Below are 22,185 nucleotides of genomic sequence, written 5' to 3'. Positions count from 1 at the left end.
TCCCCTTCACCTCGCTCACCGCGGGTATTGGCGCTGGCCTTCAGCTCGCCGGACCTGTTCAAAAACCACGTCAACCGGCGCTACCGGGTCACCCACCTGCAGCCTATGGCCGGTCCAGCGCCCGCTATTTCGTCCAGACGCGCGGCGCCGGCAACCTCGATCAAGAACACATGCGCTCCCGCGAACTGGGCTATAACGGTTTTTTCGCCGAATGGAGCCTGGCCATGGATATGAAGCTGTTCTACGACGACGAGCGTCGAGCGATGTACTTCAGTGCGGAGCTGGCGTTTTAAATGCTGCCTGCCCGGACCCGCAAGCCGCCCACCTTCGGCCACCTGCTGGCCCTGCTGTGCCTGGTGGTCAGTGGCTGGCTGAACAGCCCGATGGTCCAGGCCGCAGACATTCTGCTGACCGGTATTGAAGGCAGCCCCGGCGTGCAATCCTTCACCCAGGCCCTGCGCGAAGTGCGACCGGGCGACAACGTACGCTTTCAACCAGTGGCCGAGCTTCCGCCACCGGGCGAGCTTCACGGCGATATCCGCTTGATTCTGCTCGACCTGCCGAGCCTCGACTGGCGCCTGCAAGATACCCAAGGCCCACCGACGCTGGTGCTGCGCATCAGCCGACTGCAAGCACAGCAACGACTGGGTGACACCCCGGCGCCCCGCCTCAGCCTGCTCTGGAGCGACCCCCCGCCGGGTCGCCAATTGCGCCTGGCCCGAATCCTCCTGCCTCAGGTCAAACGGATTGGCGTGCTGTACGACAACCACAGTGAATTCCTGCTTAAAGAGTTGCGCCAGGCGGCTCTGCCACTGGGCCTCGAGGTAGTCACCGAGCGCTGGGACAACACCCACGACAGCCATCCGCTGCAAGCGTTGCTGAAAAACAGCGATGTGTTGCTGGGCCTCGACGATCCCGACCTGTACAACCCGAAAACCGCGAAAAACCTGTTACTCAGCAGCTATGCCCGGCAACTGGCGCTGATCGGCCCCAATGCCGGGTTCGTCAAGGCCGGGAGCCTGGCCAGCACCTACAGTGATCAGAGCGATTGGCTGGCGACCCTCGACAACCTGCTCGACCAGCCACCCGCCAGTTGGCCACGCTCGCACTACCCGTCGCGCTTCAAAGTTTCAAGCAACGCACAGGTGGCTCGCTCGCTAGGTATTGAACAGATCAATGAAGCGTCTGTCGCAGCCCTGTTGGCTGAAGGAGAACGCCACCCATGAGCTTCCGCCGTCGCTGGGACATCAATACCCGAACCCAGCTCATCAGCCTCGGCCCTGCCCTGCTGCTGACATTGCTGTTAATCACCTTCTTCACGTTCGTGCGGATCCAGGACCTGCGCCAGGAGCTCAACCACACCGGCCAGTTGATCGCCAACCAACTGGCCCCGGCGACCGAATACGGAGTGATTTCCGGCAACAACGAGGTGCTCGAAAGCCTGCTCAAGGCCTCGCTGGCCACGCCCCATGTGCGCTTCCTGGAAATTCAGGACAGCGCCAACCGGATTCTGGCGTACGTCGAACAACCGTCGGAAAGCCACAATCGCCCGCATCAGGTCGATGTGTTCCAGGCACCGGTGCGGCTGCAACAGGTGCCGCTGCACAATGATTTTTTCCAGAGTGGCAAGAGCACGGCTACGGCTCCCTCCGAAGACTATCTGGGCCGGGTCATCGTCGGTCTGTCCAGTGATGCATTCAGTCAACGCCAGCAGGAAATCTTGCTCAAGGCCGGCATCCTGGCGCTGTTCGCACTGTTGTTTACCTTCCTGATCGCCCGGCGTCTGGCAGGGAGCCTGTCGCAACCGATCCGCGACATCGGCGATGCGGTCAAGGCGATTCAGAACGGCGACTTCAAAACACCCCTGCCCATCGTCGATGACACCGAGCTGGGCGCCCTGTCACAACACATCAACAACCTCGCCAGCGGCCTCGAACAGGCCAGCCGCAAACAGCAACAGGCAATGGCGCAACTGATCCAGACCCGCGAAGAAGCGGAAAAGGCCAACAATGCCAAGTCGGATTTCCTCGCGATGATGAGCCACGAACTGCGCACGCCCATGAATGGCGTGCTGGGCATGCTGCAGTTGCTGGAAACCACTGACATGACTGAAGAGCAGGTCGAATACGCGGCACTGGCCTCGGAATCCACCGAACACCTGTTGAAAGTCATCAACGACATTCTGGATTTCTCACGTATAGAACGCTCGGAACTGGAGCTGGAACATATTCCGTTCAACCTCGCGGACCTGATCGCTGCGTGCGCCCAGTCGTTCCAGCACAGCGCCGCGCAGCGCGGGCTCGATCTGCAGCTGCAGATCCCCGAAGACATGCGGGGGTTGCAGGTACAGGGCGACCCGACGCGCATCCGGCAGATTCTGGTCAACCTGGTCGGCAACGCGTTGAAGTTCACCGAGCAGGGCCGGGTGACCATCGAATCCCAGTGGCAATCACTGGATCACCAATTGTTGTGGTTCACCTGCACCGTTCGCGACAGCGGGATCGGCATTTCGCCCGAAAGCCTGGAATTGATGTTCAATGCGTTCCAGCAGGCAGACAGTTCTATATCAAGGCGTTACGGCGGCACCGGCCTGGGCTTGCCAATAGCCCGCACCCTCGCCGAACGCATGGGCGGCACCTTGCGTGCCCAGAGCGAAGAAGGTAGAGGCTCGGTGTTCACCCTGGAAATCCCGCTGGCGCTCTATCAACAGCCGCTGCCCGTACTGTCTTCGCGCGCGCCGAGTGGCAATGGCGATGGTGAAGGACGCAATGTGTTGCTGGTCGAGGACAACCCGGTCAATCAGACCGTCATCGAAGCCATGTTGCGCAGCCTGGGCTTTACCGTCAGCGTCGCCGTCGATGGCGCGCAAGCTGTTCGCAGTGCCGAGAGCCTGATCTTCGAAGCGATCCTGATGGACTGCCGACTGCCGATCATCGACGGCTACGAAGCCACCCGACAGATCCGCCAACTGCCCGGCTGTTCCGACCTGCCGATCATCGCCCTGACCGCCAATGCCTTGCAGGGCGACCGGGAAGCCTGTTTATCGGCAGGGATGAACGATTACCTGGCCAAGCCCTTCAAACGTGTTGATCTTCAGCAAATTCTGCAGCGCTGGGTGCAGTAGTACAGGCCTTTGAAGCATCTGCGACTGGCGTGAAACGCGAAAGTGCGGCAGTCTTAGGCACCCGAACAAGCCCGAAAAGGGGCTTGAATAAAAATTTCAGTGCACAAGTGTACATTCATGTCCTTGGTGCTGTGACTTTCACCACAACGCAATAGTCTATGAGTAGGCTGCCGGCTCGAGGCATGAACGCTTCGATCGGCCGGGAAGATTTGCCCCACCTGCCGCATGGGACTATTGAGGAGCTCGCATGACCAAACAAAAAGCCTTTACCCGGGAAGACCTGCTGCGCTGCAGTCGCGGTGAGCTGTTCGGCCCAGGTAACGCGCAACTGCCCGCCCCCAACATGCTGATGGTTGATCGCATCACCCTGATCAGCGAAGAGGGTGGCAAGTACGGCAAAGGTGAATTGGTCGCCGAGCTGGATATCACTCCGGACCTGTGGTTTTTCGCCTGCCACTTCGAAGGTGATCCGGTGATGCCAGGCTGCCTGGGCCTTGACGCCATGTGGCAACTGGTCGGCTTTTTCCTCGGCTGGCAAGGCCTGCCGGGCCGCGGTCGCGCCCTGGGTTCGGGCGAAGTGAAATTCTTCGGTCAGGTCCTGCCGACCGCCAAGAAAGTGACCTACAACATCCATATCAAACGCGTGCTCAAGGGCAAGCTGAACCTGGCCATCGCTGATGGTTCGGTCACTGTCGACGGTCGCGAGATCTACACCGCCGAAGGCCTCCGGGTCGGCGTTTTCACCTCCACTGACAACTTCTAAGGGTTATCCGCATGCGCCGCGTCGTTATCACTGGTCTGGGCATTGTTTCGTGCCTGGGCAATGACAAAGAGACCGTCTCCGCTAACCTGCGTGCAAGCCGCCCTGGCATCCGGTTCAACCCGGAATATGCTGAAATGGGTCTGCGTAGCCAGGTTTCCGGCTCCATCGACCTTCCCCTCGAAGAGCTGATCGATCGCAAGATCTATCGCTTCGTCGGCCACGCGGCGGCTTACGCCTACCTGGCCATGAAAGATGCCATCGCTGACTCCGGCCTGACCGAAGAGCAAGTGTCCAACCCGCGTACCGGCCTGATCGCCGGTTCCGGTGGCGCCTCCACGCTGAACCAGATGGAAGCGCTGGACATCCTGCGCGAGAAAGGCGTCAAGCGTGTCGGCCCGTACCGCGTAACGCGGACCATGAGCAGCACCGTTTCCGCTTGCCTGGCCACGCCATTCAAGATCAAGGGCCTGAACTACTCCATCGCTTCCGCCTGCGCCACCAGTGCTCACTGCATCGGTACCGCCATGGAACAGATCCAGATGGGCAAGCAGGACATCGTGTTCGCCGGCGGCGGTGAAGAAGAACACTGGAGCCAGTCGTTCCTGTTCGACGCCATGGGCGCACTGTCCAGCAAGCGCAACGACACCCCGGAAAAAGCCTCCCGTGCCTACGACGCCGACCGTGACGGTTTCGTGATCGCCGGTGGTGGCGGCATGGTCGTGGTGGAGGAACTGGAACACGCTCTGGCCCGTGGCGCGAAGATCTACGCGGAAATCGTTGGCTACGGCGCGACCTCCGACGGCTACGACATGGTCGCCCCAAGCGGCGAAGGCGCCATCCGCTGCATGCAGATGGCGATGTCCACCGTTGATGCTCCGATCGACTACCTGAACACCCACGGCACCTCGACTCCGGTCGGCGACGTCGCGGAAATGAAAGGTGTGCGCGCAGTCTTTGGTGACAAGGCGCCGGCCATCAGCTCTACCAAGAGCCTGTCAGGTCACTCCCTGGGCGCCGCCGGCGTTCACGAAGCGATCTACTGCATGCTGATGATGGAAGGCAACTTCATGGCGGGTTCCGCCAACATCGACGAGCTGGACCCAGAAGTGGCTGACCTGCCAGTCCTGACCAAAACTCGCGAAGATGTCGCGGTCAACACCGTCATGAGCAACAGCTTCGGTTTCGGTGGCACCAACGCCACGCTGGTACTGAAGCGCTGGCAGGGTAAGTAATACCCCGTCGCTTCGACGCACACGAAAACGCCCCGACTGGTTCGGGGCGTTTTTTTTGCCTGGAAAACGTAAACACCTGCAGGAGCGAGCTTGCTGGCGATGCGGTTTAGCCACGCAACAATGATGTCGACTGACACGCCCTCAACACCCGCGAGCTCGGTCCCCCAGAGGATTTTGGTCAGCGTTAAACAGCGCTTTTCTTCAAGGCGAACATGAAGCTTTTGTCATGAAACTCAAGGGGCTGCGGCTGAATGTCGCAGACTGCAAGGCCTGCGAGACTTTGTCTGATTTTGCAAAAGACTGTTACCGAATTTTGTCATTTACTTAGCAAGCTAACAAAACATATAACAAAGCCCTGCACACGCCTTGCTGCAGATAACCGAGATTGGAGCTAGCAGATGACTGTCAAAGTAACTGAACGCGACGATTCACATAAATCCCACGAAGGCGTAGCCGCCGGAATCCGGATGTGGGATGTACACCAACAAGACATGCTGGTCGGGATGTTCCACTCCGAGACCGACGCACAAAACTACAGAGCCGAACTGGAATCGCTGGAGCGCAAACGCGAGCTCGCAATCGGTTGAAGTCAGACGCCAACGTCGTGCAGCCTGCCCTTTCCGGGCAGGCTGTAACCAGCTGACACGACTCATTCAATGTGAAGCACCGACAGATGAAGGGAGTCGTCAATGACTACCGAAGGGACAATACTGACGATCCGACCACCCTCAAGCTTCACCACTTCGCACTCTCCGCCCCCCATGCCGTCATTGCGGATCGAGTACTGGACCGAGGACGGGTGACGCTTGTTGAAGTCGAAATCCATGCCACAGGCAATCAAAAAGTCGATTTTCACCCCTGTCAGTTCAATCTCTTTCTCGCGCTCCCCGCCTTTCAACGCGGCGTAATCCAGGCACAGGTTAATACCGAACGGGCACCCCGGTACCAGACTGTTAATGAACTTGCCTTCATACCCGCCGAAATAACTATGCTCGGCTCGCACGCTACTGACATTTTTTACCCTGACGACGACTTCATCGAAGAGTTTAAAGAGCCAGTAACCGTCCCTGGATCCGACATTTTTGCCGAAATCGATACCTGACACATAACGCTTTGGCCACATCGAAATTAAAGGAACGTCAACTTCATATTCTTTATTACTCATCGCCAGCAAATAATTAATGACCTCGTAGTAACCAGACTCCCCCTCACCGACCTTGATGAGGGTCGCACAACTCCCCCCCAGAAAAACCATCTTGCCGTATTGCTCAGCCGGCAGATCTTTCATTAAAGACACGACATACTCAGGGATCTTGTCCAGATAGGCCGAGTTCAACTGATGGAGTTCTGCTTCGCTGCGAACCTCGCGCCATGGCACGTTCCAGAAAAACTCCGGTAACGTAAAGAAAAGCCAGTCGGTGCCGGCATGATCTGCACGGGCTGCCTTGGCGGCGATCCGTATCTTGCGTCGTAGATATTCAATCCGGGCATCCAGTTCACTGGTCAGATAATCGTCTATGACCTGCCCAGGCTTTCGCGCCTTGGAGAACTGCGACTTAAAAGTTGGCTGGCGTAATGAAGCAATACTGACTTGCATTGATAAATCCTTGTTTATTTTAGTTCATTCCATTTGTTCCCTTCCACACAGCACGCCCACACCTATAACTGCCGTCGCGTTCTCAAAGCGAGAGCCGTCGACGAACGCCATTTAACGAAGGTTACTTTTGGGCAAAAGAAAACCCGAAAGATCGTATCGATACAATCTTTCGGGCTCAATGTATTAATGACGCAAATTACCAGCAAACATTTAAAGCCAATAGAACTACGAATCGATTACCACATCAAATCATCAGGAATCTTGTACGCTGCGTACGGATCATCTTCAACGCTGACCTCTTCGGTTTGCACGTTCAACTGCACGATGCGTTGTGGGTCGCGCTCCTGGATCTTCAGCGCTGCTTCGCGCGGAATCACTTCATATCCACCGGCATGATGAACGATGGCCAACGAACCGCTGCTGAGTTTGTTACGCATCAGGGTGTTGACGGAGATGCGCTTGACCTTCTTGTCGTCGACGAAGTTGTAGTAATCCTCGGTCGTCAGTTTCGGCAGGCGCGAGACTTCGATCAATTGCTTGACCTGTGCGGCACGGGCCTTGGCCTCAGCCTTTTCCTGCTGCTGACGGTTGAGCTCCTGGTCGCGCTTGACTTTCTCGGCCATGGCTTCCTGTGCCGCGCGTTGCTGGGAGTCGTCGAGCTCAATCTGGCCCTTGTGGGCAAGGCGCTGCTGCTTCTGCTTGTCCTTGCTGACCTGCTTGGCTTGCTTCTGGTTGACCAGCCCTGCTTTGAGCAACTGGTCGCGAAGGGAAATGCTCATGGTGCTTATTACTCACTTAGGCAACGGCTCAACCGCAGTTGGGCAAATTCTTTTCCTGGCGTTTGGCTTCACCCCACAGGGCGTCCAACTCTTCGAGGGTGCAATCTTCCATGGGACGATGGGTGTCGCGCAATGCCTGTTCGATAAAACGGAAACGTCTTTCGAACTTGCCGTTGGCGCTCCGCAGTGCGGTTTCCGGATCGACCTTGAGATGGCGCGCCAGATTCACCACTGAAAACAACAGATCGCCGACTTCATCGGCAATCGCTGCGGGGTCATTGTCAGCCATCGCCTCCAGGATTTCATCGAGCTCTTCACGGACTTTGTCCAGCACCGGCAAGGCATCCGGCCAGTCGAAACCGACCTGCCCTGCTCGCTTCTGCAATTTGGCGGAGCGGGACAATGCCGGCAGTGCAGCCGGGACATCGTCGAGCAAGGACAGTTGTTCGGGCGCCAAAGATTTTTCCGCACGCTCTTCAGCCTTGATGGCCTCCCAGCGCTGTTTGACCTGCTCTTCATTCAGGCGCGGGACATCCAGGGGCGCATACAGATCACCGGTGGGGAACACGTGTGGATGCCGGCGAATCAGCTTGCGGGTAATGCTGTCGACCACACCGGCGAATTCGAAGCGCCCTTCTTCCCGGGCCAGCTGGCTGTAATAAACCACCTGGAACAGCAGATCGCCCAACTCACCCTGCAAGTGATCGAAGTCACCACGTTCGATGGCGTCGGCGACTTCGTAGGCTTCCTCAAGGGTATGTGGAACGATGGTGGCGTAGGTTTGCTTGATGTCCCACGGGCAACCGTACTGCGGGTCGCGCAGGCGGTTCATGAGGTGCAGCAGGTCTTCGAGTGAATACATCGTTCAATCTCTGTCCGCTCCCTGTTGGAGCGAGCCTGCTCGCGATGGATCAGAGGACGGTGCGTTCATCCAGACAGCACGCGTCATCGTTAATGTCCATCGCGAGCAGGCTCGCTCCTACAGTAAAGCGCTCCCGTTTTATGGCGTACGGTTACGCCGGGTCTCAATAATGTTCGGCAACTGGGAAATCCGCCCCAGCAACCGCCCCAGCGCATCCAGGCCCGGAATCTCGATGGTCAGGGACATCAGTGCAGTGTTGTCCTCTTTGTTCGAGCGTGTGTTGACCGCCAGCACGTTGATGCGCTCGTTGAGCAGCACCTGCGAAACGTCACGCAGCAGACCGGAGCGGTCGTAAGCGCGAATGACGATGTCCACCGGGTAAGTGAGCACCGGCACCGGCCCCCAGCTGACCTGGATGATTCGCTCTGGCTCGCGCCCGGCCAGTTGCAGCACTGAGGCGCAGTCCTGGCGGTGAATGCTCACGCCACGGCCCTGGGTGATGTAACCGACAATCGCATCGCCCGGCAACGGCTGGCAGCAACCCGCCATCTGGGTCATCAGGTTGCCGACGCCCTGGATCTGGATATCGCCGCGCTTGCCCGGCTTGTAACCGGTGGCCTTGCGCGGAATCAGTTCCAGCTGCTCGTTGCCACGCTCCGGCTCGACCAGTTGCTGCGCCAGGTTGACCAGTTGCGCCAGGCGCAGATCGCCGGCGCCAAGCGCGGCGAACATGTCCTCGGCCGTCTTCATGTTGGCCTTGTCGGCCAGCTTGTCGAAGTCCACCTGCGGCAGGCCGAGGCGATTGAGTTCACGCTCCAGCAGGGTCTTGCCGGCGGCGACGTTCTGGTCGCGCGCCTGCAGTTTGAACCAGTGAACGATCTTCGCCCGCGCCCGTGACGTGGTGACGTAACCCAGGTTCGGGTTCAGCCAGTCCCGGCTCGGAGTTCCGTGCTTGCTCGTGATGATCTCGACCTGCTCACCGGTTTGCAGGCTGTAGTTGAGCGGCACGATGCGCCCGTTGATCTTGGCGCCACGGCAGTTGTGACCGATCTCGGTGTGCACGCGGTAGGCGAAGTCCAGCGGCGTCGCGCCCTTCGGCAAGTCGATGGCGTGACCGTCAGGGGTGAAGATGTAGACCCGATCGGGTTCGATATCGACCCGCAACTGCTCCGCCAGGCCGCCGATGTCGCCCAGTTCTTCATGCCACTCGAGCACCTGACGCAGCCAGGAAATCTTCTCTTCGTAGTGGTTGGAACCGGATTTGACGTCGGTGCCTTTGTAACGCCAGTGCGCGCAAACACCCAGTTCGGCTTCTTCGTGCATGGCGTGGGTGCGGATCTGTACTTCCAGCACCTTGCCTTCCGGGCCGATCACCGCCGTGTGCAGCGAGCGGTACCCGTTCTCCTTGGGGTTGGCGATGTAGTCGTCGAACTCTTTCGGAATGTGCCGCCACAGGGTGTGGACGATACCCAGCGCGGTGTAACAGTCGCGCATTTCCGGGACCAACACACGAACGGCGCGCACATCGTAGATCTGGCTGAATTCCAGACCCTTGCGCTGCATTTTGCGCCAGATCGAATAGATGTGTTTGGCCCGACCGCTGATGTCGGCCTCGACACCGGTGGCCTGCAATTCGTTTTTCAACTGGCTCATCACATCGCTGATGAAGCGCTCGCGATCCAGGCGCCGCTCATGGAGCAGCTTGGCGATCTGCTTGTACTGATCGGGCTCGAGGTAACGGAAGGACAAGTCCTCCAGTTCCCATTTGATATGACCGATACCCAGACGGTGGGCGAGCGGCGCGTAGATGTCGAAGACTTCACGTGCCACGCGGTTGCGCTTCTCGTCATCGGCGGTTTTTACCGCACGAATCGCACAGGTACGTTCCGCCAGTTTGATCAGCGCGACGCGAACGTCATCGACCATGGCCACGAGCATTTTGCGCAGGTTTTCCACCTGGCCCTGAGCGCCCATCACCATGGATTTACGTGGGCTCAGGCTGTCGCTGATCGCCGCCATGCGTTGCACGCCGTCAATAAGTTTGGCCACCACCGGACCGAAGCGCTGGCTGACCGCTGGCAATTGGATCTGGCCTTCGCGTACGCCACGGTACAAGACCGCGGCGACCAGCGAATCCTGATCGAGTTTGAGGTCGGCGAGAATCTCGGCGATCTCAAGGCCGGTGCGGAAACTCGAGTTTCCTTCCGACCACAGGTTCTTCGCCGCATTGGCTTGTTGTTCGGCCTCGCGAGCGTACTCGCAGGCTTCTTTCAAGGCTTCGCGATCCAGTGCCAGATCGACACTGACCGCATGATCGAGCCAAGCCTCGAGATTGATACTGCCGTCGGTGTTGATCGGCTGGTGTGCTCTCACCTGTACCATCTTGCTTACCTTCCCTACGACGCAGATTCAATGCGTCAAAATCGCTGACCTTCGTTGCCCGTGAGCCCACGCGGGGCTGGTGCGCGGCTGCACAGGCGGGCCAGTCGGACCAGACGAGCATCCTAGCTCGCTTCAAATAACGCCATGGCCTCGACATGCGCCGTCTGAGGAAACATATCGAGAATCCCGGCACGTTTTAACCGGTAGCCCTGCTTGATCAATTCGACCGTGTCGCGCGCCAGAGTTGCCGGGTTGCAAGACACATACACCAACCGTTCGGCGCCCAGAGATTTGATCTTGCGCACAACCTCGAAAGCACCGTCACGCGGTGGGTCCAAGAGTACCGCACAAAAGCCTTCGGCGGCCCATTCGGCGTCGGTCAAAGGCTGGGATAAATCGGCCTGAAAAAACTTCGCGTTATGCAGATTGTTGCTAACGGCGTTCGCGGCTGCCCGCTCGACCATCACCTGCACACCTTCCACTGCCACCACTTCACGTACGGACTGCGCCAGCGGCAAGGCAAAGTTGCCCAGGCCACAGAACAGGTCGAGAACCCGTTCATCCGCTGTCGGCTTCAACCATTCCAGCGCCTGGGCAACCATCGCTTCGTTGACTCCGGCGTTGACCTGAATGAAATCCCCGGGCCTATAGGCCAGCTCCAGATTCCACGATTCCAGGCGATAGCCCAACGACTGGCCGGCCTCGACCGGTTGCGGCTCGCCGTCACCGTGCAGCCACAACTGGGCTTCATGCAGCGCGCAGAAATCCTTGAGGATGGTCATGTCACTTTCGGACAACGGCGCCATGTGCCGCAGCAATACGGCCAGCGATGAACCGCTGAACAACTCCACATGGCCAAGCGCCTGGGGTTTGCTCAAACGCCGCAGCATTTCCGGCAAGCCGGTCATGATGGGCTGCAAGGGTTGTACCAGCACCGGGCATTGATCGATGGCGACGATGTCCTGGCTGCCGGCGGCGCGGAAACCCACTTCGAGTTTTTTCGCCTTCATGTCCCAGCGCACAGCCACTCGGGCACGGCGACGATAAGCGAATTCCGGACCGCTCAAAGGAGGCGCCCATTCTTCGGGTTCGACGCCAGCGACCTTAGACAATTGCTCGGCGAGCATGCGCTGTTTCAGGGCAAGTTGTTCGTTGTGTGGCAAATGCTGCACGCTGCAGCCACCGCAACGCCCTGCATGGGCGCACGGCATCGGGCGGCGCAGCTCGCTGGCCTTGAACACCCGTTCGGTGCGTGCCTCGACCACTTTGCCGTGGGCACCGAGCACGCGCGCCTCGATTTCTTCACCGGCCAACGCGCCGATGACGAACCAGGTGCGGCCTTCGAAAAACGCGATACCGCGACCGTCATTGGCCAGGCGCTCGATGGTCAGGCGCTGCTTTTTGCCGGTCGGGACTTGCGGGGCCTTGCTGCCGCCGGTGGGCTGGAAGCGCAGGCCTCTCTCGTGCTTGGCCATCAGTTGGGCGCGTCGAATATGCCGGTCGACAGGTAACGGTCGCCACGGTCGCAGATGATCGCGACGATCACCGCGTTTTCAACTTCTTTGGACAGACGCAGCATTGCCGCCACGGCACCGCCCGAGGATACGCCGCAGAAAATGCCTTCTTCGCGGGCCAGGCGACGGGTCACGTCTTCGGCTTCGCTTTGGGCCATGTCGACGATACGGTCCACACGATCGGCCTGGTAGATCTTCGGCAGATACTCCTGGGGCCAGCGACGGATGCCCGGGATCGCCGAGCCTTCCATTGGCTGCAAGCCGATGATCTGCACGCTCTCGCTCTGCTCTTTCAAATAGCGCGAGACGCCCATGATCGTACCAGTGGTGCCCATGGAGCTGACGAAATGGGTGATGGTGCCCTGGGTCTGACGCCAGATTTCCGGGCCAGTGGTGGTGTAGTGCGCCTCGGGGTTGTCGCCGTTGGCGAACTGATCCAGCACCTTGCCACGGCCTTCGGCCTCCATGCGCTGAGCAAGGTCGCGGGCGCCTTCCATGCCTTCTTCCTGACTGACCAGAATCAGTTCGGCACCGTAGGCGGTCATGGCCGCCTTGCGTTCGGCGCTGGAGTTGTCCGGCATGATCAGGATCATCTTGTAACCCTTGATCGCGGCGGCCATGGCCAGCGCGATTCCGGTATTACCCGAGGTCGCCTCGATCAGCGTATCGCCGGCGTGGATCTGCCCGCGCAGCTCGGCGCGAGTGATCATCGACAGCGCCGGACGGTCCTTGACCGAACCCGCCGGGTTGTTCCCTTCGAGCTTGAGCAAAAGGGTGTTGCTGGTAGTGCCGGGCAAGCGCTGCAAACGGACCAGCGGAGTGTTGCCGACGCAATCGGCGATGGTTGGGTACTGCAAGGTCATGGCGTATTCGCAATCCAGACTGCGGGGGCGCCTATCATACCGGCAAACCGGGTCAGGCCATATCACGCAAAGTGTGGTGCTTATGGCTTATGGGTATAAGGATGGTTTTGACTCCCGCGTTTTGACGGGAACAGGCACAGGGCGGATGTCATTAAATAGCCATTATTCGCCCTCGACCCCTATCACCGAAAAACTCACTCCATCAGAAATTTCCTGCAACTCATGACGACATGCATGAACTAGTTGGCAATGCTTTTCATGGATAGTCTTTTGTAACGCGAAATATGCACTTCATACGGTTTCGCGACACCCATCACATTGGCAACTACTTCAAATGAGCACTTAGATGAAAACACTTTTTTCGCTTTCCCTCGCCAGCCTGATTCTGGCGAGCACTCAAGCCTCAGCAGCATGTATTAGCATTCTTAATACCTACAACGGTTCCGTACCCGCCAACACAGATGTTATTGCTCAGGGTCCCTTTACTATTAACGCTACAAATGGATGTCAACAAGCAAACATTTCCTCCACAATTACTGCTGTAGGCGCCGGTTCTCCCCCTAAGCTATACATTGACAGACTAACGGGAACAACCTGGACCGAAGTCGCCGGCGGTAGTGGCAATACCGCTTCGGTACTGGGTCCGCTGGGAACCTACAGAATTCGTCACTCAAACAAACTTAACGTGGATAGACAATATTCTGGAACCACACGTTATGCTCGATGAGCAATAGCTTGCCGGTACCCGTCAATACTGCCGGGTACCGATTTACTCAAGCCTGAACGCTGATGAACAGATCATTTCCAGATGAGTTCGCAAAATAGGAGAGCGCGTTGATCACCTGATTGGCACCCAGCAGCTTTCTCGTCACGATCTTGAATGACTCCTGATGAGCATACATAGGCCATTCGCGGGCGTACGCCTTGTTATCACCCAGCATCTGATTAAACATGGCAATCGCATTATACTTGACGTCCTTCTCAGTTTGATGACCATTTTTATCAAATGCCCTATTCCCCGATATAAAAGCGCAAACCACGTGTTCATCTATCAAATCAAGCTCACTGAGCCTTGATCCAATCCTTGCGAGCTGGTTGGTACTTATCGACGTAAAATCGCATCCCTTTATCAATTCTTTCAACGCCTCTATTTCAGACTCGCTTGTCAAATTCAATACATCAGCAGCATCAGCGGCTTTGGTTATTGCATGAGCATTTTTTGTTTCGTAAGGATTCTTGATGACATAGGCATCAGCCTGCATTGATAGGGCGGGTGTTCTTATTATGACATCCATTAGCGGTCCTCCTTGATATTGATCTGCAAGGTAGGTATCGCCCATCACATTAAAGCCTTGAGGTTGCTTTTCTCATTTCAGAACTTTCATACACCAAGTACTTCTCTCGATGTAGGATATCTCCGAGTCAGTTGTATGAGCACAACCCAAATCCGGCTTTTGCCATATTAAACTGGCGTTTTATCAGCCAATAACCGCATATTAATTCGCAACCCGTGCTTGGTGTTCTGCGCCCAAAGTTTCCCTCCCTGACGTTGCACCGCATTCCTCGCAATACTCAATCCCAACCCAAAACCTCCATCCCCTGGCCGCGAGCCGTCGAGGCGGGTAAATGGCAGGAAGATCCGCTCCAGATCGGCTTCCGCCACGCCGCTACCCTGATCCTCCAGCCACAGATGCCAATAATCACCGTCACGCTGCCCGGCAAGCCGGACAATGCCACTGGAAGGTGAATGGCGAATCGAATTACGCAGCGTATTTTCCAGCGCTTGAGCCAAAGTATTGAGATGTCCGCGAACCCAACAGGACGCATCCACCGTGCACTGCAGTTGATGCGCCGGCCAGCCACTTTCATAGCAGGCGTTTTCCGCGAGCATTTCCCACAGCGCCTGAACCTGGATCGCTTCATCGGGCAGTCGGGTGCGTTCGGTGTCGAACCAGGCCAATTGCAATGTGTCTTCGACCAGGCGCTGCATACCGTCGACTTCGCGTCCTATGCGTTCGCGCAGTTGCGTCAGACTGTGTTCGCTTTCACTGGCCACGCGCAGGCGGCTCAGCGGCGTGCGCAATTCATGGGACAGATCGCGCAGCAATTGCTGTTGCAAGGCCACCGTGCTTTGCAGGCGCTCGGACATGTGATCGAACGCCCTGCCCAGCTCGCCCAATTCATCCGCACGATTGGTGGTGCTGCTCGACAGCCGCACATTTAATTGGTCCGCACGCCAGGCATTGGCCTGTTCACGCAGGTGATTGAGCGGCACCACCAGCAGGCGGTAAAGGCCGACACACAGCAGTAATGTGAACAGCCCCGGAATCACCCCATTGGTGATCACACGCCAGAAGACTTTGTAGCGCCCCGGCATGAACCGCTGGGGCAACTCGATGACCAGGCTGCCGGCGTACGGATCGCCGGGAAACGGCAGACGCAGCCACGGCAGGCCCTTGCGGTGAATGGGCCAATCGACACGACGCAGAAAGGTCAGGTGCTGGACTTCCTCGTCGGTCAGAGGCTGGCTGCTCAGCGACTGCAAATCTCCATCGATGACGCCAACCCAGCCCGACTCCTGCAGTTGCATATTTTTCAACCAGCCATCGACGCCCGCCTGCCGCCCCTGCTGCCACGCCTGCTCGGCTTCGGAGGCATAGCGGTTCAAGGTGCTGCGTGCCTCATCTGACAGATACTGGTTTTGCTCTTCCATATAGCGCCCCCAGGACCAACTCAACCAGATCATCAGCAAACAGAACGCCACTAACAGGCAAGCCAGTTTCCAGAACAGCGAATGCCGGCCCGGCAAGTTATAGGTCATCACTGAGACTCAAGGTGTAACCCTTGCCCCAGACCGTGCGCACTTCCCGCTCGCTGTAATCGATGGCCTTGAGCTTGCGGCGAATCTGGCTGATGTGCATGTCCAGACTACGATCATGGGCTGCGTAGCCGCGTTGCAGCACATGCTGATAAAGGAAGGCCTTGCTCAACACTTCGTCGCCATTGCGATTCAGGGTTTCCAGCAGCCGATATTCGCTACGGGTCAGGCCGGCAGCCTGCCCGCCATAAATGACGTCGAAGCGCTCATCATCGAAACGCAGACTGTCCACCGCAGGAGCAATCGCTTCCGGCATCGGCCGCCGGTCGAGTGCGACCCGGCGCAGGATCGCCTCGATTCGCACCCGCAACTCGACCATGCTGAAGGGTTTGGGCAAGTAATCATCGGCACCCAAACGAAAGCCGCTGATCCGATCCGCCTCGGCGCCGAGCGCGGACATCAACAACACTGGAGTGGAATGGCTCCGGCGCAGTTGCGTCAGCACCGACAATCCATCCAGCCCCGGCAGCAAAATATCCATCAGCACCACATCGAACGCTTGCTCGCGGGCCGCGTTCAGGCCTTCCTGGCCGTTCTGGCACCAGGTCACCTGAAAGCCGCTACGGCCCAGATGCTCATGAACATAAGCACCAAGGACGAGGTCGTCTTCAATGGAAAGGATGCGGGGGGAGCCAGCTGCAATGGGCGTCATGAGTATCTGCAAATAATTCTCAGTTGGCAATTATTCAAGATTGCGCCGACGACGGCAACCCGAGGCCATGTCCTCAACGCAAAAGTGTCGGGCTGACCGACGAATGACGACATCAATTTTACAAAGATTGCCCGCCTGCAAATCGCTACACTGCGCAAGTGGTACGTGCCGGATGCACGTGCAGCTCTATAAATAGCGGGATGCAGGAGAGATGCGTGCTCAAGAAACTGGGAATTAAAGGCCGCGTGCTGTTGCTGACCCTGTTGCCGACCAGCCTGATGGCCTTGGTTCTGGGCGGTTATTTTACCTGGATGCAGCAATCCGACCTGCAAACCCAACTCATGCAGCGCGGCGAAATGATCGCCGAGCAACTGGCACCGCTGGTGGCTCCGGCCATGGGGCACAAGAACAGTGAGTTGCTTGAGCGCATCGCCACGCAGTCCCTGGAACAACCGGATGTGCGTGCGGTGACCTTCCTCGCGCCGGACCGCACGCCATTGGCCCACGCGGGCCCGACCATGCTCAACCCGGCACCGCTGGGTGATGGCTCGCAAATGCTGCGCCGCAGTGGCAGCGACGCAACGCGTTACCTGCTTCCGGTATTCGGCAAGCACCGTAACCTGGCCGGCGACCTGATTCCCGATGAAGCCGACCGCCTGCTGGGCTGGGTCGAACTCGAACTGTCCCACAACGGTATGTTGCTGCGCGGTTATCGCAGCTTGTTTGCCAGCCTGTTGATGATTGCGGCCGGCCTGAGTGGCGCGGCGCTGCTGGCATTGCGCATGGGCCGCACCATCAATCGACCGCTGACTCAGATCAAGCAAGCCGTGGCTCAGCTCAAGGATGGGCATCTGGAAACCCGTCTGCCCCCCCTCGGCAGCCAGGAGCTGGACGAGCTGGCGTCAGGGATCAACCGCATGGCTGGCACCCTGCAAAATGCCCAGGAAGAATTGCAGCACAGCATCGATCAGGCCACTGAAGACGTGCGTCAGAACCTCGAAACCATCGAAATCCAGAACATCGAACTCGATCTGGCGCGCAAGGAAGCGCTAGAGGCGAGCCGGATCAAATCCGAGTTCCTGGCCAACATGAGCCATGAAATTCGTACGCCGCTCAACGGCATTCTCGGTTTCACTCATCTGCTGCAAAAAAGCGAACTGACCCCGCGCCAGCTCGACTACCTGGGTACCATCGAAAAATCAGCCGACAACCTGCTGGGGATCATCAACGAGATTCTCGACTTCTCGAAAATCGAGGCCGGCAAACTGGTGCTCGACCATATTCCGTTCAACCTGCGCGACCTGCTGCAGGACACCCTGACCATCCTCGCCCCCGCCGCCCACGCCAAGCAGTTGGAACTGGTGAGCCTGGTCTACCGCGACACACCGCTGTCGCTGGTGGGCGATCCGCTGCGGCTCAAGCAGATCCTCACCAACCTCGTGAGCAACGCGATCAAGTTCACCCGCGAAGGCACCATCGTCGCCCGGGCCATGCTCGAAGACGAACACGAAGACAGTGTGCAACTGCGCATCAGTATTCAGGACACCGGCATCGGTCTGTCTAACCAGGACGTGCGCGCGCTGTTCCAGGCCTTCAGTCAGGCCGACAATTCGCTGGCGCGGCAACCGGGTGGCACCGGTCTGGGGCTGGTGATTTCCAAGCGCCTGATCGAACAGATGGGCGGAGAGATCGGCGTCGACAGCACGCCGGGAGAGGGGTCGGAATTCTGGATCAGCCTCAGCTTGCCCAAGACCCGCGACGATGCCGAAGACCTGCCCGGCCCACCACTGATGGGACGACGCGTGGCGGTACTGGAAAACCACGAACTGGCCCGCCAGGCGTTGCAGCACCAATTGGAAGACTGTGGACTCGACGTCACACCGTTCAACACCCTGGAAAGCCTGACCAACGGCGTGACCGGCGCCCACCAGACCGAACAGGCGATCGATCTGGCGGTATTGGGTGTCACCAGCAATGACATGCCGCCGGAACGCCTGAACCAGTACATCTGGGACCTCGAGCACCTGGGCTGCAAAGTGCTGGTGCTGTGCCCGACCACTGAGCAGACGCTGTTCCATCTCTCGGTACCCAACCCTCACAGTCAACTGCAGGCCAAACCGGCCTGCACCCGTAAACTGCGTCGTGCGCTATCCGATCTGATCAACCCGCGCCAACTGCGCAGCGAACCCGAAGAACCGGTTTCCAGCCGCGCGCCAAAGGTGCTGTGCGTCGACGACAACCCGGCCAATCTGCTGCTGGTGCAAACCCTGCTCGAAGACATGGGCGCCAAGGTGCTCGCGGTGGAAAGTGGTTATGCCGCGATCAAGGCGGTGCAGAGCGAGACGTTCGATCTGGTGCTGATGGACGTGCAGATGCCCGGCATGGATGGGCGCCAGAGCACCGAAGCGATCCGTCAGTGGGAGAGCGATCGTCATTGCACGCCATTGCCCATCATCGCCCTCACCGCCCATGCCATGGCCAACGAAAAACGGGCGTTGCTGCAAAGCGGCATGGACGACTACCTGACCAAACCGATCAGCGAGCGGCAACTGGCGCAAGTGGTGCTGAAATGGAGTGGCCTGGCGCTGCGCAACCAGCATCCGGAGCGCTTGGGCGACAGCCACGGCAGTGCCTTTGAGTTGCAGGTGCTCGATCACGATGAGGGTTTGCGCCTGGCGGCGGGCAAGGCCGACCTGGCGGCGGACATGCTGGCGATGCTGTTGGCCTCGCTGGAAGCTGACCGTGAAGCGATCCGTCAGGCTCAGGAAAGCCACGACCACAATGCCCTGATCGAACGGGTCCATCGTCTGCATGGCGCCACCCGCTATTGCGGCGTTCCACAACTGCGCGCCGCCTGCCAGCGCAGCGAAACCCTGCTCAAGCAACAGGACCCGAGGGCCTTTGGCGCTCTCGAAGAACTCGACCGGGCAATCAATCGCCTGGCCGTCCAGGCGCGTATCAACGCCTGATGCACTTTCCAGGAGGACAACATGCGCACGATTCTTTTCAGCAGCCAGACCTACGACCGCGACAGTTTTCTCGCCGCAGACCTGCCCGCCGATATCGAGCTGCACTTTCAATCGGCACGCCTGAGCCTCGATACGGTGGCATTGGCCGAGCAGCACGAGGTGGTCTGCGCCTTCATCAATGATGACCTCGGCGCCCCGGTGCTCGAACGCCTTGCTGCGGGCGGCACCCGGCTGATCGCCCTGCGCTCGGCCGGTTACAACCATGTCGACCTGGCGGCGGCGAAACGCCTGGGGCTGGCGATTGTGCGCGTCCCGGCCTATTCGCCGCACGCGGTGGCCGAACATGCGGTGGCACTGATATTGGCGCTCAACCGCCGCTTGCACCGCGCCTACAACCGCACCCGCGAAGGCGATTTCAGCCTGCACGGGCTGACCGGCTTCGACCTCGTGGGCAAGACTGTCGGCGTGGTCGGCACCGGGCAAATCGGCGCGACCTTCGCCAGAATCATGAACGGCTTCGGTTGCAAGCTGTTGGCCTACGACCCTTTTCCCAACCCCGAAGTCGAAGCACTGGGCGCTCGTTATCTGAGCTTGCCGCAACTGCTGGCCGAGTCGCAGATCATCAGCTTGCATTGCCCGCTCAACAAAGAGAGCAAACATTTGATCAACCGCGAATCACTGGCGCACATGCAGCCGGGCGCGATGCTGATCAACACCGGACGCGGTGGCCTGGTGGATACACCTGCGTTGATCGATGCCTTGAAGGATGGTCAATTGGGTTATCTGGGGCTGGATGTCTATGAGGAGGAAGCGCAGCTGTTCTTCGAAGACCGTTCCGACTTGCCATTGCAGGACGATGTGCTGGCGCGACTGCTGACGTTCCCCAACGTGATCGTGACCGCGCACCAGGCGTTCCTGACCCGCGAAGCCCTGGGCGCGATTGCCGCGACCACCCTGCAGAACATCGCGGCATGGATGGCAGGCAACCCCGAAAATCGGGTCGAGGGCGACTGAACCTGATCGAAGGTCATATGCCCGCGCCATGCTGCGTGTATGCCCGTGCTAGCATATCGCGCATATTTGGAGGACCCATGGTCGAACACGATTTCCGCTACAACCTGATGAACCCGCAACACACCCTCACCGAATGCCGCGCCCTGGTGCCGGGGCGTTATCAAGTCACCGGCAACGGCGGCTCGATTCGTAACAACGACGTGCTGATCGTGACCCTCAAAGGCGCCAAGGACTTGTCCATGCGCCTGACCGTCGAAACGGTTCGCCACCTGATCAACCCGCCCGGCCAATGGGTCGCGGTGGCCAGTGGTCCGGTGTTCGGTGAATTGGCGATCCACACCTGGCAAGTGAACTGTGACAGCTGCGCCAAAGAATTGAGTTTCGAGTTCGCGGTCGACGCCAAACTGGGCAATAAAGCGGAAAAACCTGCGGCCACTGCGCGGATTGCCGAGCTGGGCTGGAAGTCCGTTGGCGAGAAACACCTGTGCCCGAAATGCCAGGAGCCCGCTTGATGAAACGCCTCGCTCTGACCGCGATGGTCGGTGCCAGCCTGTTTGGCTGCGCCGCCGAGCCGGTGCAATTGCAACAAAATCGTAGCTACATCCTGGAGTGGATCGGCGAACGTCCCCTGATGGATTACAGCCACCTGACCATCACCCTCGCTGACGACGGTCGGGCCTACGGTAGCGGCGGCTGCAACCACTGGTTCGCGCCGTACACGCTCGAAGGCGACAAGCTCAGTTTTGGCAAAGTCGGCAGCACCCGCAAACTCTGCGCGCCGGCGTTGATGGAGCAAGAAAAACGTTTCCTCCAGGCGCTGGAGAATGTACAGCGTTGGGACGTTTCGCCGATTGACCAGATGCGCTTCTGGCCGGCTGAAGGCAAGCCGCTGCGCTGGTGGCTTGAAGAAGGTTGATCAACACCCTGTCCCGCTCATGTGAATGACTGTGGCGAGGGTGCGGCGATCCGACAGCCCCTCGCCACAAGCGTTCACATCGTTGAAGTCAGTTTTTAGCCTGCAACGCCTCCAGCTTCGCCATCACCCCCGCCGCCGTTTGCTCGCCCATCAATTGTTCGCGCACCTTGCCCTTGTTATCGATGATGTAAGTCACCGGCAACGCCTCGCTGCGTGGTAGTTCGAACAAATCGGCTGGATCCTGCGCCAACACGGTGAACTTGATCCCGAGTTTCTCGCTGGCACCTTTCAGATCTTCGCCCTGTACATTGTCGAAATTGACCCCGAACACACCGATCTTCTTGTCCTTGAGTTGGTCGGCCAAGTGGTTCAATTCCGGAATCTCGGTGCGGCACGGGCCGCACCATTCCGCCCAATAGTTGAGTACCAGCCATTTACCGTCCAGACGATCGGCGGCGACTTTCTGTCCGTTCTGGTCAATGCCGTAGTCATTACCGCAACCCCCCAGCATCAACGCCCCGATGATCGTCAATGCCGCTGCCAGTCGCCTTGTCATGTCGTGTTCCTTGTCAAAAATTGAATGCGCCTGCGACCCATCGCCTCTCGCGGTTCAGGAATGCGCGCTGCACAGTTAGAATAG

20 protein-coding genes and 1 pseudogene are annotated in these 22,185 nt (G+C 58.7%); 11 read left to right on the top strand and 10 right to left on the bottom strand.

The genetic code is table 11. The features are described from left to right. Positions 1–36: 36 nt before the first annotated feature. The 6 genes and pseudogenes from ACX3YD_RS06395 to ACX3YD_RS06370 all read left to right on the top strand — a co-directional run. A pseudogene (locus ACX3YD_RS06395) lies at positions 37–251 on the top strand (TonB-dependent receptor); the annotation flags it as partial. Between the two features lie 42 nt (positions 252–293). Then, a complete protein-coding gene (locus tag ACX3YD_RS06390; protein ID WP_458959493.1) occupies positions 294–1,226 on the top strand; it encodes an ABC transporter substrate-binding protein in 933 nt (310 codons plus the stop codon). Beyond that, positions 1,223–3,124 carry an ATP-binding protein gene (locus tag ACX3YD_RS06385; protein ID WP_103404916.1) on the top strand — a complete coding sequence of 634 codons (1,902 nt, stop codon included), beginning with the start codon at positions 1,223–1,225 and terminating at the stop codon, positions 3,122–3,124. The genes ACX3YD_RS06390 and ACX3YD_RS06385 overlap by 4 nt, the downstream gene beginning before the upstream one ends. 247 nt (positions 3,125–3,371) lie before the next feature. Then, positions 3,372–3,887: a 3-hydroxyacyl-[acyl-carrier-protein] dehydratase FabA gene (gene fabA, locus ACX3YD_RS06380; protein ID WP_047532222.1), complete on the top strand. Its 516-nt coding sequence runs from the start codon at positions 3,372–3,374 to the stop codon at positions 3,885–3,887. Between the two features lie 11 nt (positions 3,888–3,898). Beyond that, complete coding sequence (gene fabB / locus ACX3YD_RS06375; RefSeq protein ID WP_047532224.1) at positions 3,899–5,119, top strand: beta-ketoacyl-ACP synthase I; 1,221 nt, start codon at positions 3,899–3,901, stop codon at positions 5,117–5,119. A gap of 398 nt (positions 5,120–5,517) precedes the next feature. After that, entirely contained in the window at positions 5,518–5,706 is a 189-nt protein-coding gene (locus ACX3YD_RS06370; protein ID WP_047532226.1) for a hypothetical protein, read from the top strand. Between the two features lie 62 nt (positions 5,707–5,768). On the opposite strand, the gene ACX3YD_RS06365 is transcribed toward ACX3YD_RS06370, so the two are convergent. The 6 genes from ACX3YD_RS06365 to cysM form a co-directional block, all read right to left on the bottom strand. Continuing rightward, positions 5,769–6,716, bottom strand: coding sequence for a hypothetical protein (locus ACX3YD_RS06365; protein WP_458959492.1), 948 nt, complete (start codon positions 6,714–6,716; stop codon positions 5,769–5,771). 236 nt (positions 6,717–6,952) lie between these two features. Beyond that, positions 6,953–7,495 carry a DUF2058 domain-containing protein gene (locus ACX3YD_RS06360; protein WP_007988773.1) on the bottom strand — a complete coding sequence of 181 codons (543 nt, stop codon included), beginning with the start codon at positions 7,493–7,495 and terminating at the stop codon, positions 6,953–6,955. Positions 7,496–7,523: 28 nt separating this feature from the next. After that, on the bottom strand, positions 7,524–8,357 hold the full coding sequence (mazG, locus tag ACX3YD_RS06355; RefSeq protein WP_047532232.1) for a nucleoside triphosphate pyrophosphohydrolase: 834 nt from the start codon (positions 8,355–8,357) through the stop codon (positions 7,524–7,526). 138 nt (positions 8,358–8,495) lie between these two features. Beyond that, positions 8,496–10,739, bottom strand: coding sequence for a GTP diphosphokinase (gene relA, locus ACX3YD_RS06350; RefSeq protein WP_103404913.1), 2,244 nt, complete (start codon positions 10,737–10,739; stop codon positions 8,496–8,498). Positions 10,740–10,861: 122 nt separating this feature from the next. Beyond that, positions 10,862–12,214 (bottom strand): 23S rRNA (uracil(1939)-C(5))-methyltransferase RlmD, encoded by a 1,353-nt coding sequence (rlmD, locus tag ACX3YD_RS06345; protein WP_458959491.1) that lies wholly within the window; start codon positions 12,212–12,214, stop codon positions 10,862–10,864. Continuing rightward, a complete protein-coding gene (gene cysM / locus ACX3YD_RS06340; protein ID WP_047532238.1) occupies positions 12,214–13,116 on the bottom strand; it encodes a cysteine synthase CysM in 903 nt (300 codons plus the stop codon). Before cysM ends, rlmD begins: the two co-directional genes overlap by 1 nt. A gap of 346 nt (positions 13,117–13,462) precedes the next feature. On the opposite strand from cysM, the gene ACX3YD_RS06335 reads away from it, so the two are divergent. Then, on the top strand, positions 13,463–13,843 hold the full coding sequence (locus ACX3YD_RS06335; protein ID WP_458959490.1) for a hypothetical protein: 381 nt from the start codon (positions 13,463–13,465) through the stop codon (positions 13,841–13,843). 46 nt (positions 13,844–13,889) lie between these two features. On the opposite strand, the gene ACX3YD_RS06330 is transcribed toward ACX3YD_RS06335, so the two are convergent. The 3 genes from ACX3YD_RS06330 to ACX3YD_RS06320 form a co-directional block, all read right to left on the bottom strand. Next, positions 13,890–14,456 (bottom strand): hypothetical protein, encoded by a 567-nt coding sequence (locus tag ACX3YD_RS06330; protein WP_458959489.1) that lies wholly within the window; start codon positions 14,454–14,456, stop codon positions 13,890–13,892. Positions 14,457–14,578: 122 nt separating this feature from the next. Continuing rightward, positions 14,579–15,937, bottom strand: coding sequence for a histidine kinase sensor domain-containing protein (locus ACX3YD_RS06325; RefSeq protein ID WP_458959488.1), 1,359 nt, complete (start codon positions 15,935–15,937; stop codon positions 14,579–14,581). Beyond that, a complete protein-coding gene (locus tag ACX3YD_RS06320) occupies positions 15,927–16,646 on the bottom strand; it encodes a response regulator transcription factor (RefSeq protein WP_103404909.1) in 720 nt (239 codons plus the stop codon). The genes ACX3YD_RS06325 and ACX3YD_RS06320 overlap by 11 nt, the downstream gene beginning before the upstream one ends. A gap of 215 nt (positions 16,647–16,861) precedes the next feature. On the opposite strand from ACX3YD_RS06320, the gene ACX3YD_RS06315 reads away from it, so the two are divergent. The 4 genes from ACX3YD_RS06315 to ACX3YD_RS06300 all read left to right on the top strand — a co-directional run bounded on the left by ACX3YD_RS06315 (position 16,862) and on the right by ACX3YD_RS06300 (position 21,545). After that, on the top strand, positions 16,862–19,615 hold the full coding sequence (locus ACX3YD_RS06315) for a response regulator (protein ID WP_103404908.1): 2,754 nt from the start codon (positions 16,862–16,864) through the stop codon (positions 19,613–19,615). 21 nt (positions 19,616–19,636) lie between these two features. After that, the gene (locus tag ACX3YD_RS06310; protein ID WP_047532247.1) at positions 19,637–20,629 is read left to right on the top strand and encodes a 2-hydroxyacid dehydrogenase; all 993 of its coding nucleotides are present in this window, start codon (positions 19,637–19,639) and stop codon (positions 20,627–20,629) included. A 77-nt stretch (positions 20,630–20,706) separates the two neighbouring features. Beyond that, positions 20,707–21,141, top strand: coding sequence for a hypothetical protein (locus tag ACX3YD_RS06305; RefSeq protein WP_090464336.1), 435 nt, complete (start codon positions 20,707–20,709; stop codon positions 21,139–21,141). Then, a complete protein-coding gene (locus ACX3YD_RS06300; RefSeq protein WP_047532250.1) occupies positions 21,141–21,545 on the top strand; it encodes an META domain-containing protein in 405 nt (134 codons plus the stop codon). The genes ACX3YD_RS06305 and ACX3YD_RS06300 overlap by 1 nt, the downstream gene beginning before the upstream one ends. 88 nt (positions 21,546–21,633) lie before the next feature. Here ACX3YD_RS06300 and ACX3YD_RS06295 read toward each other — a convergent pair whose 3' ends face one another. After that, positions 21,634–22,101, bottom strand: coding sequence for a TlpA disulfide reductase family protein (locus ACX3YD_RS06295; protein WP_047532251.1), 468 nt, complete (start codon positions 22,099–22,101; stop codon positions 21,634–21,636). Positions 22,102–22,185: the final 84 nt, after the last annotated feature.

This window comes from Pseudomonas fluorescens group sp. PF-1 (genome assembly GCF_054481335.1).
This window is presented reverse-complemented; position numbering and strand designations above follow the sequence as displayed.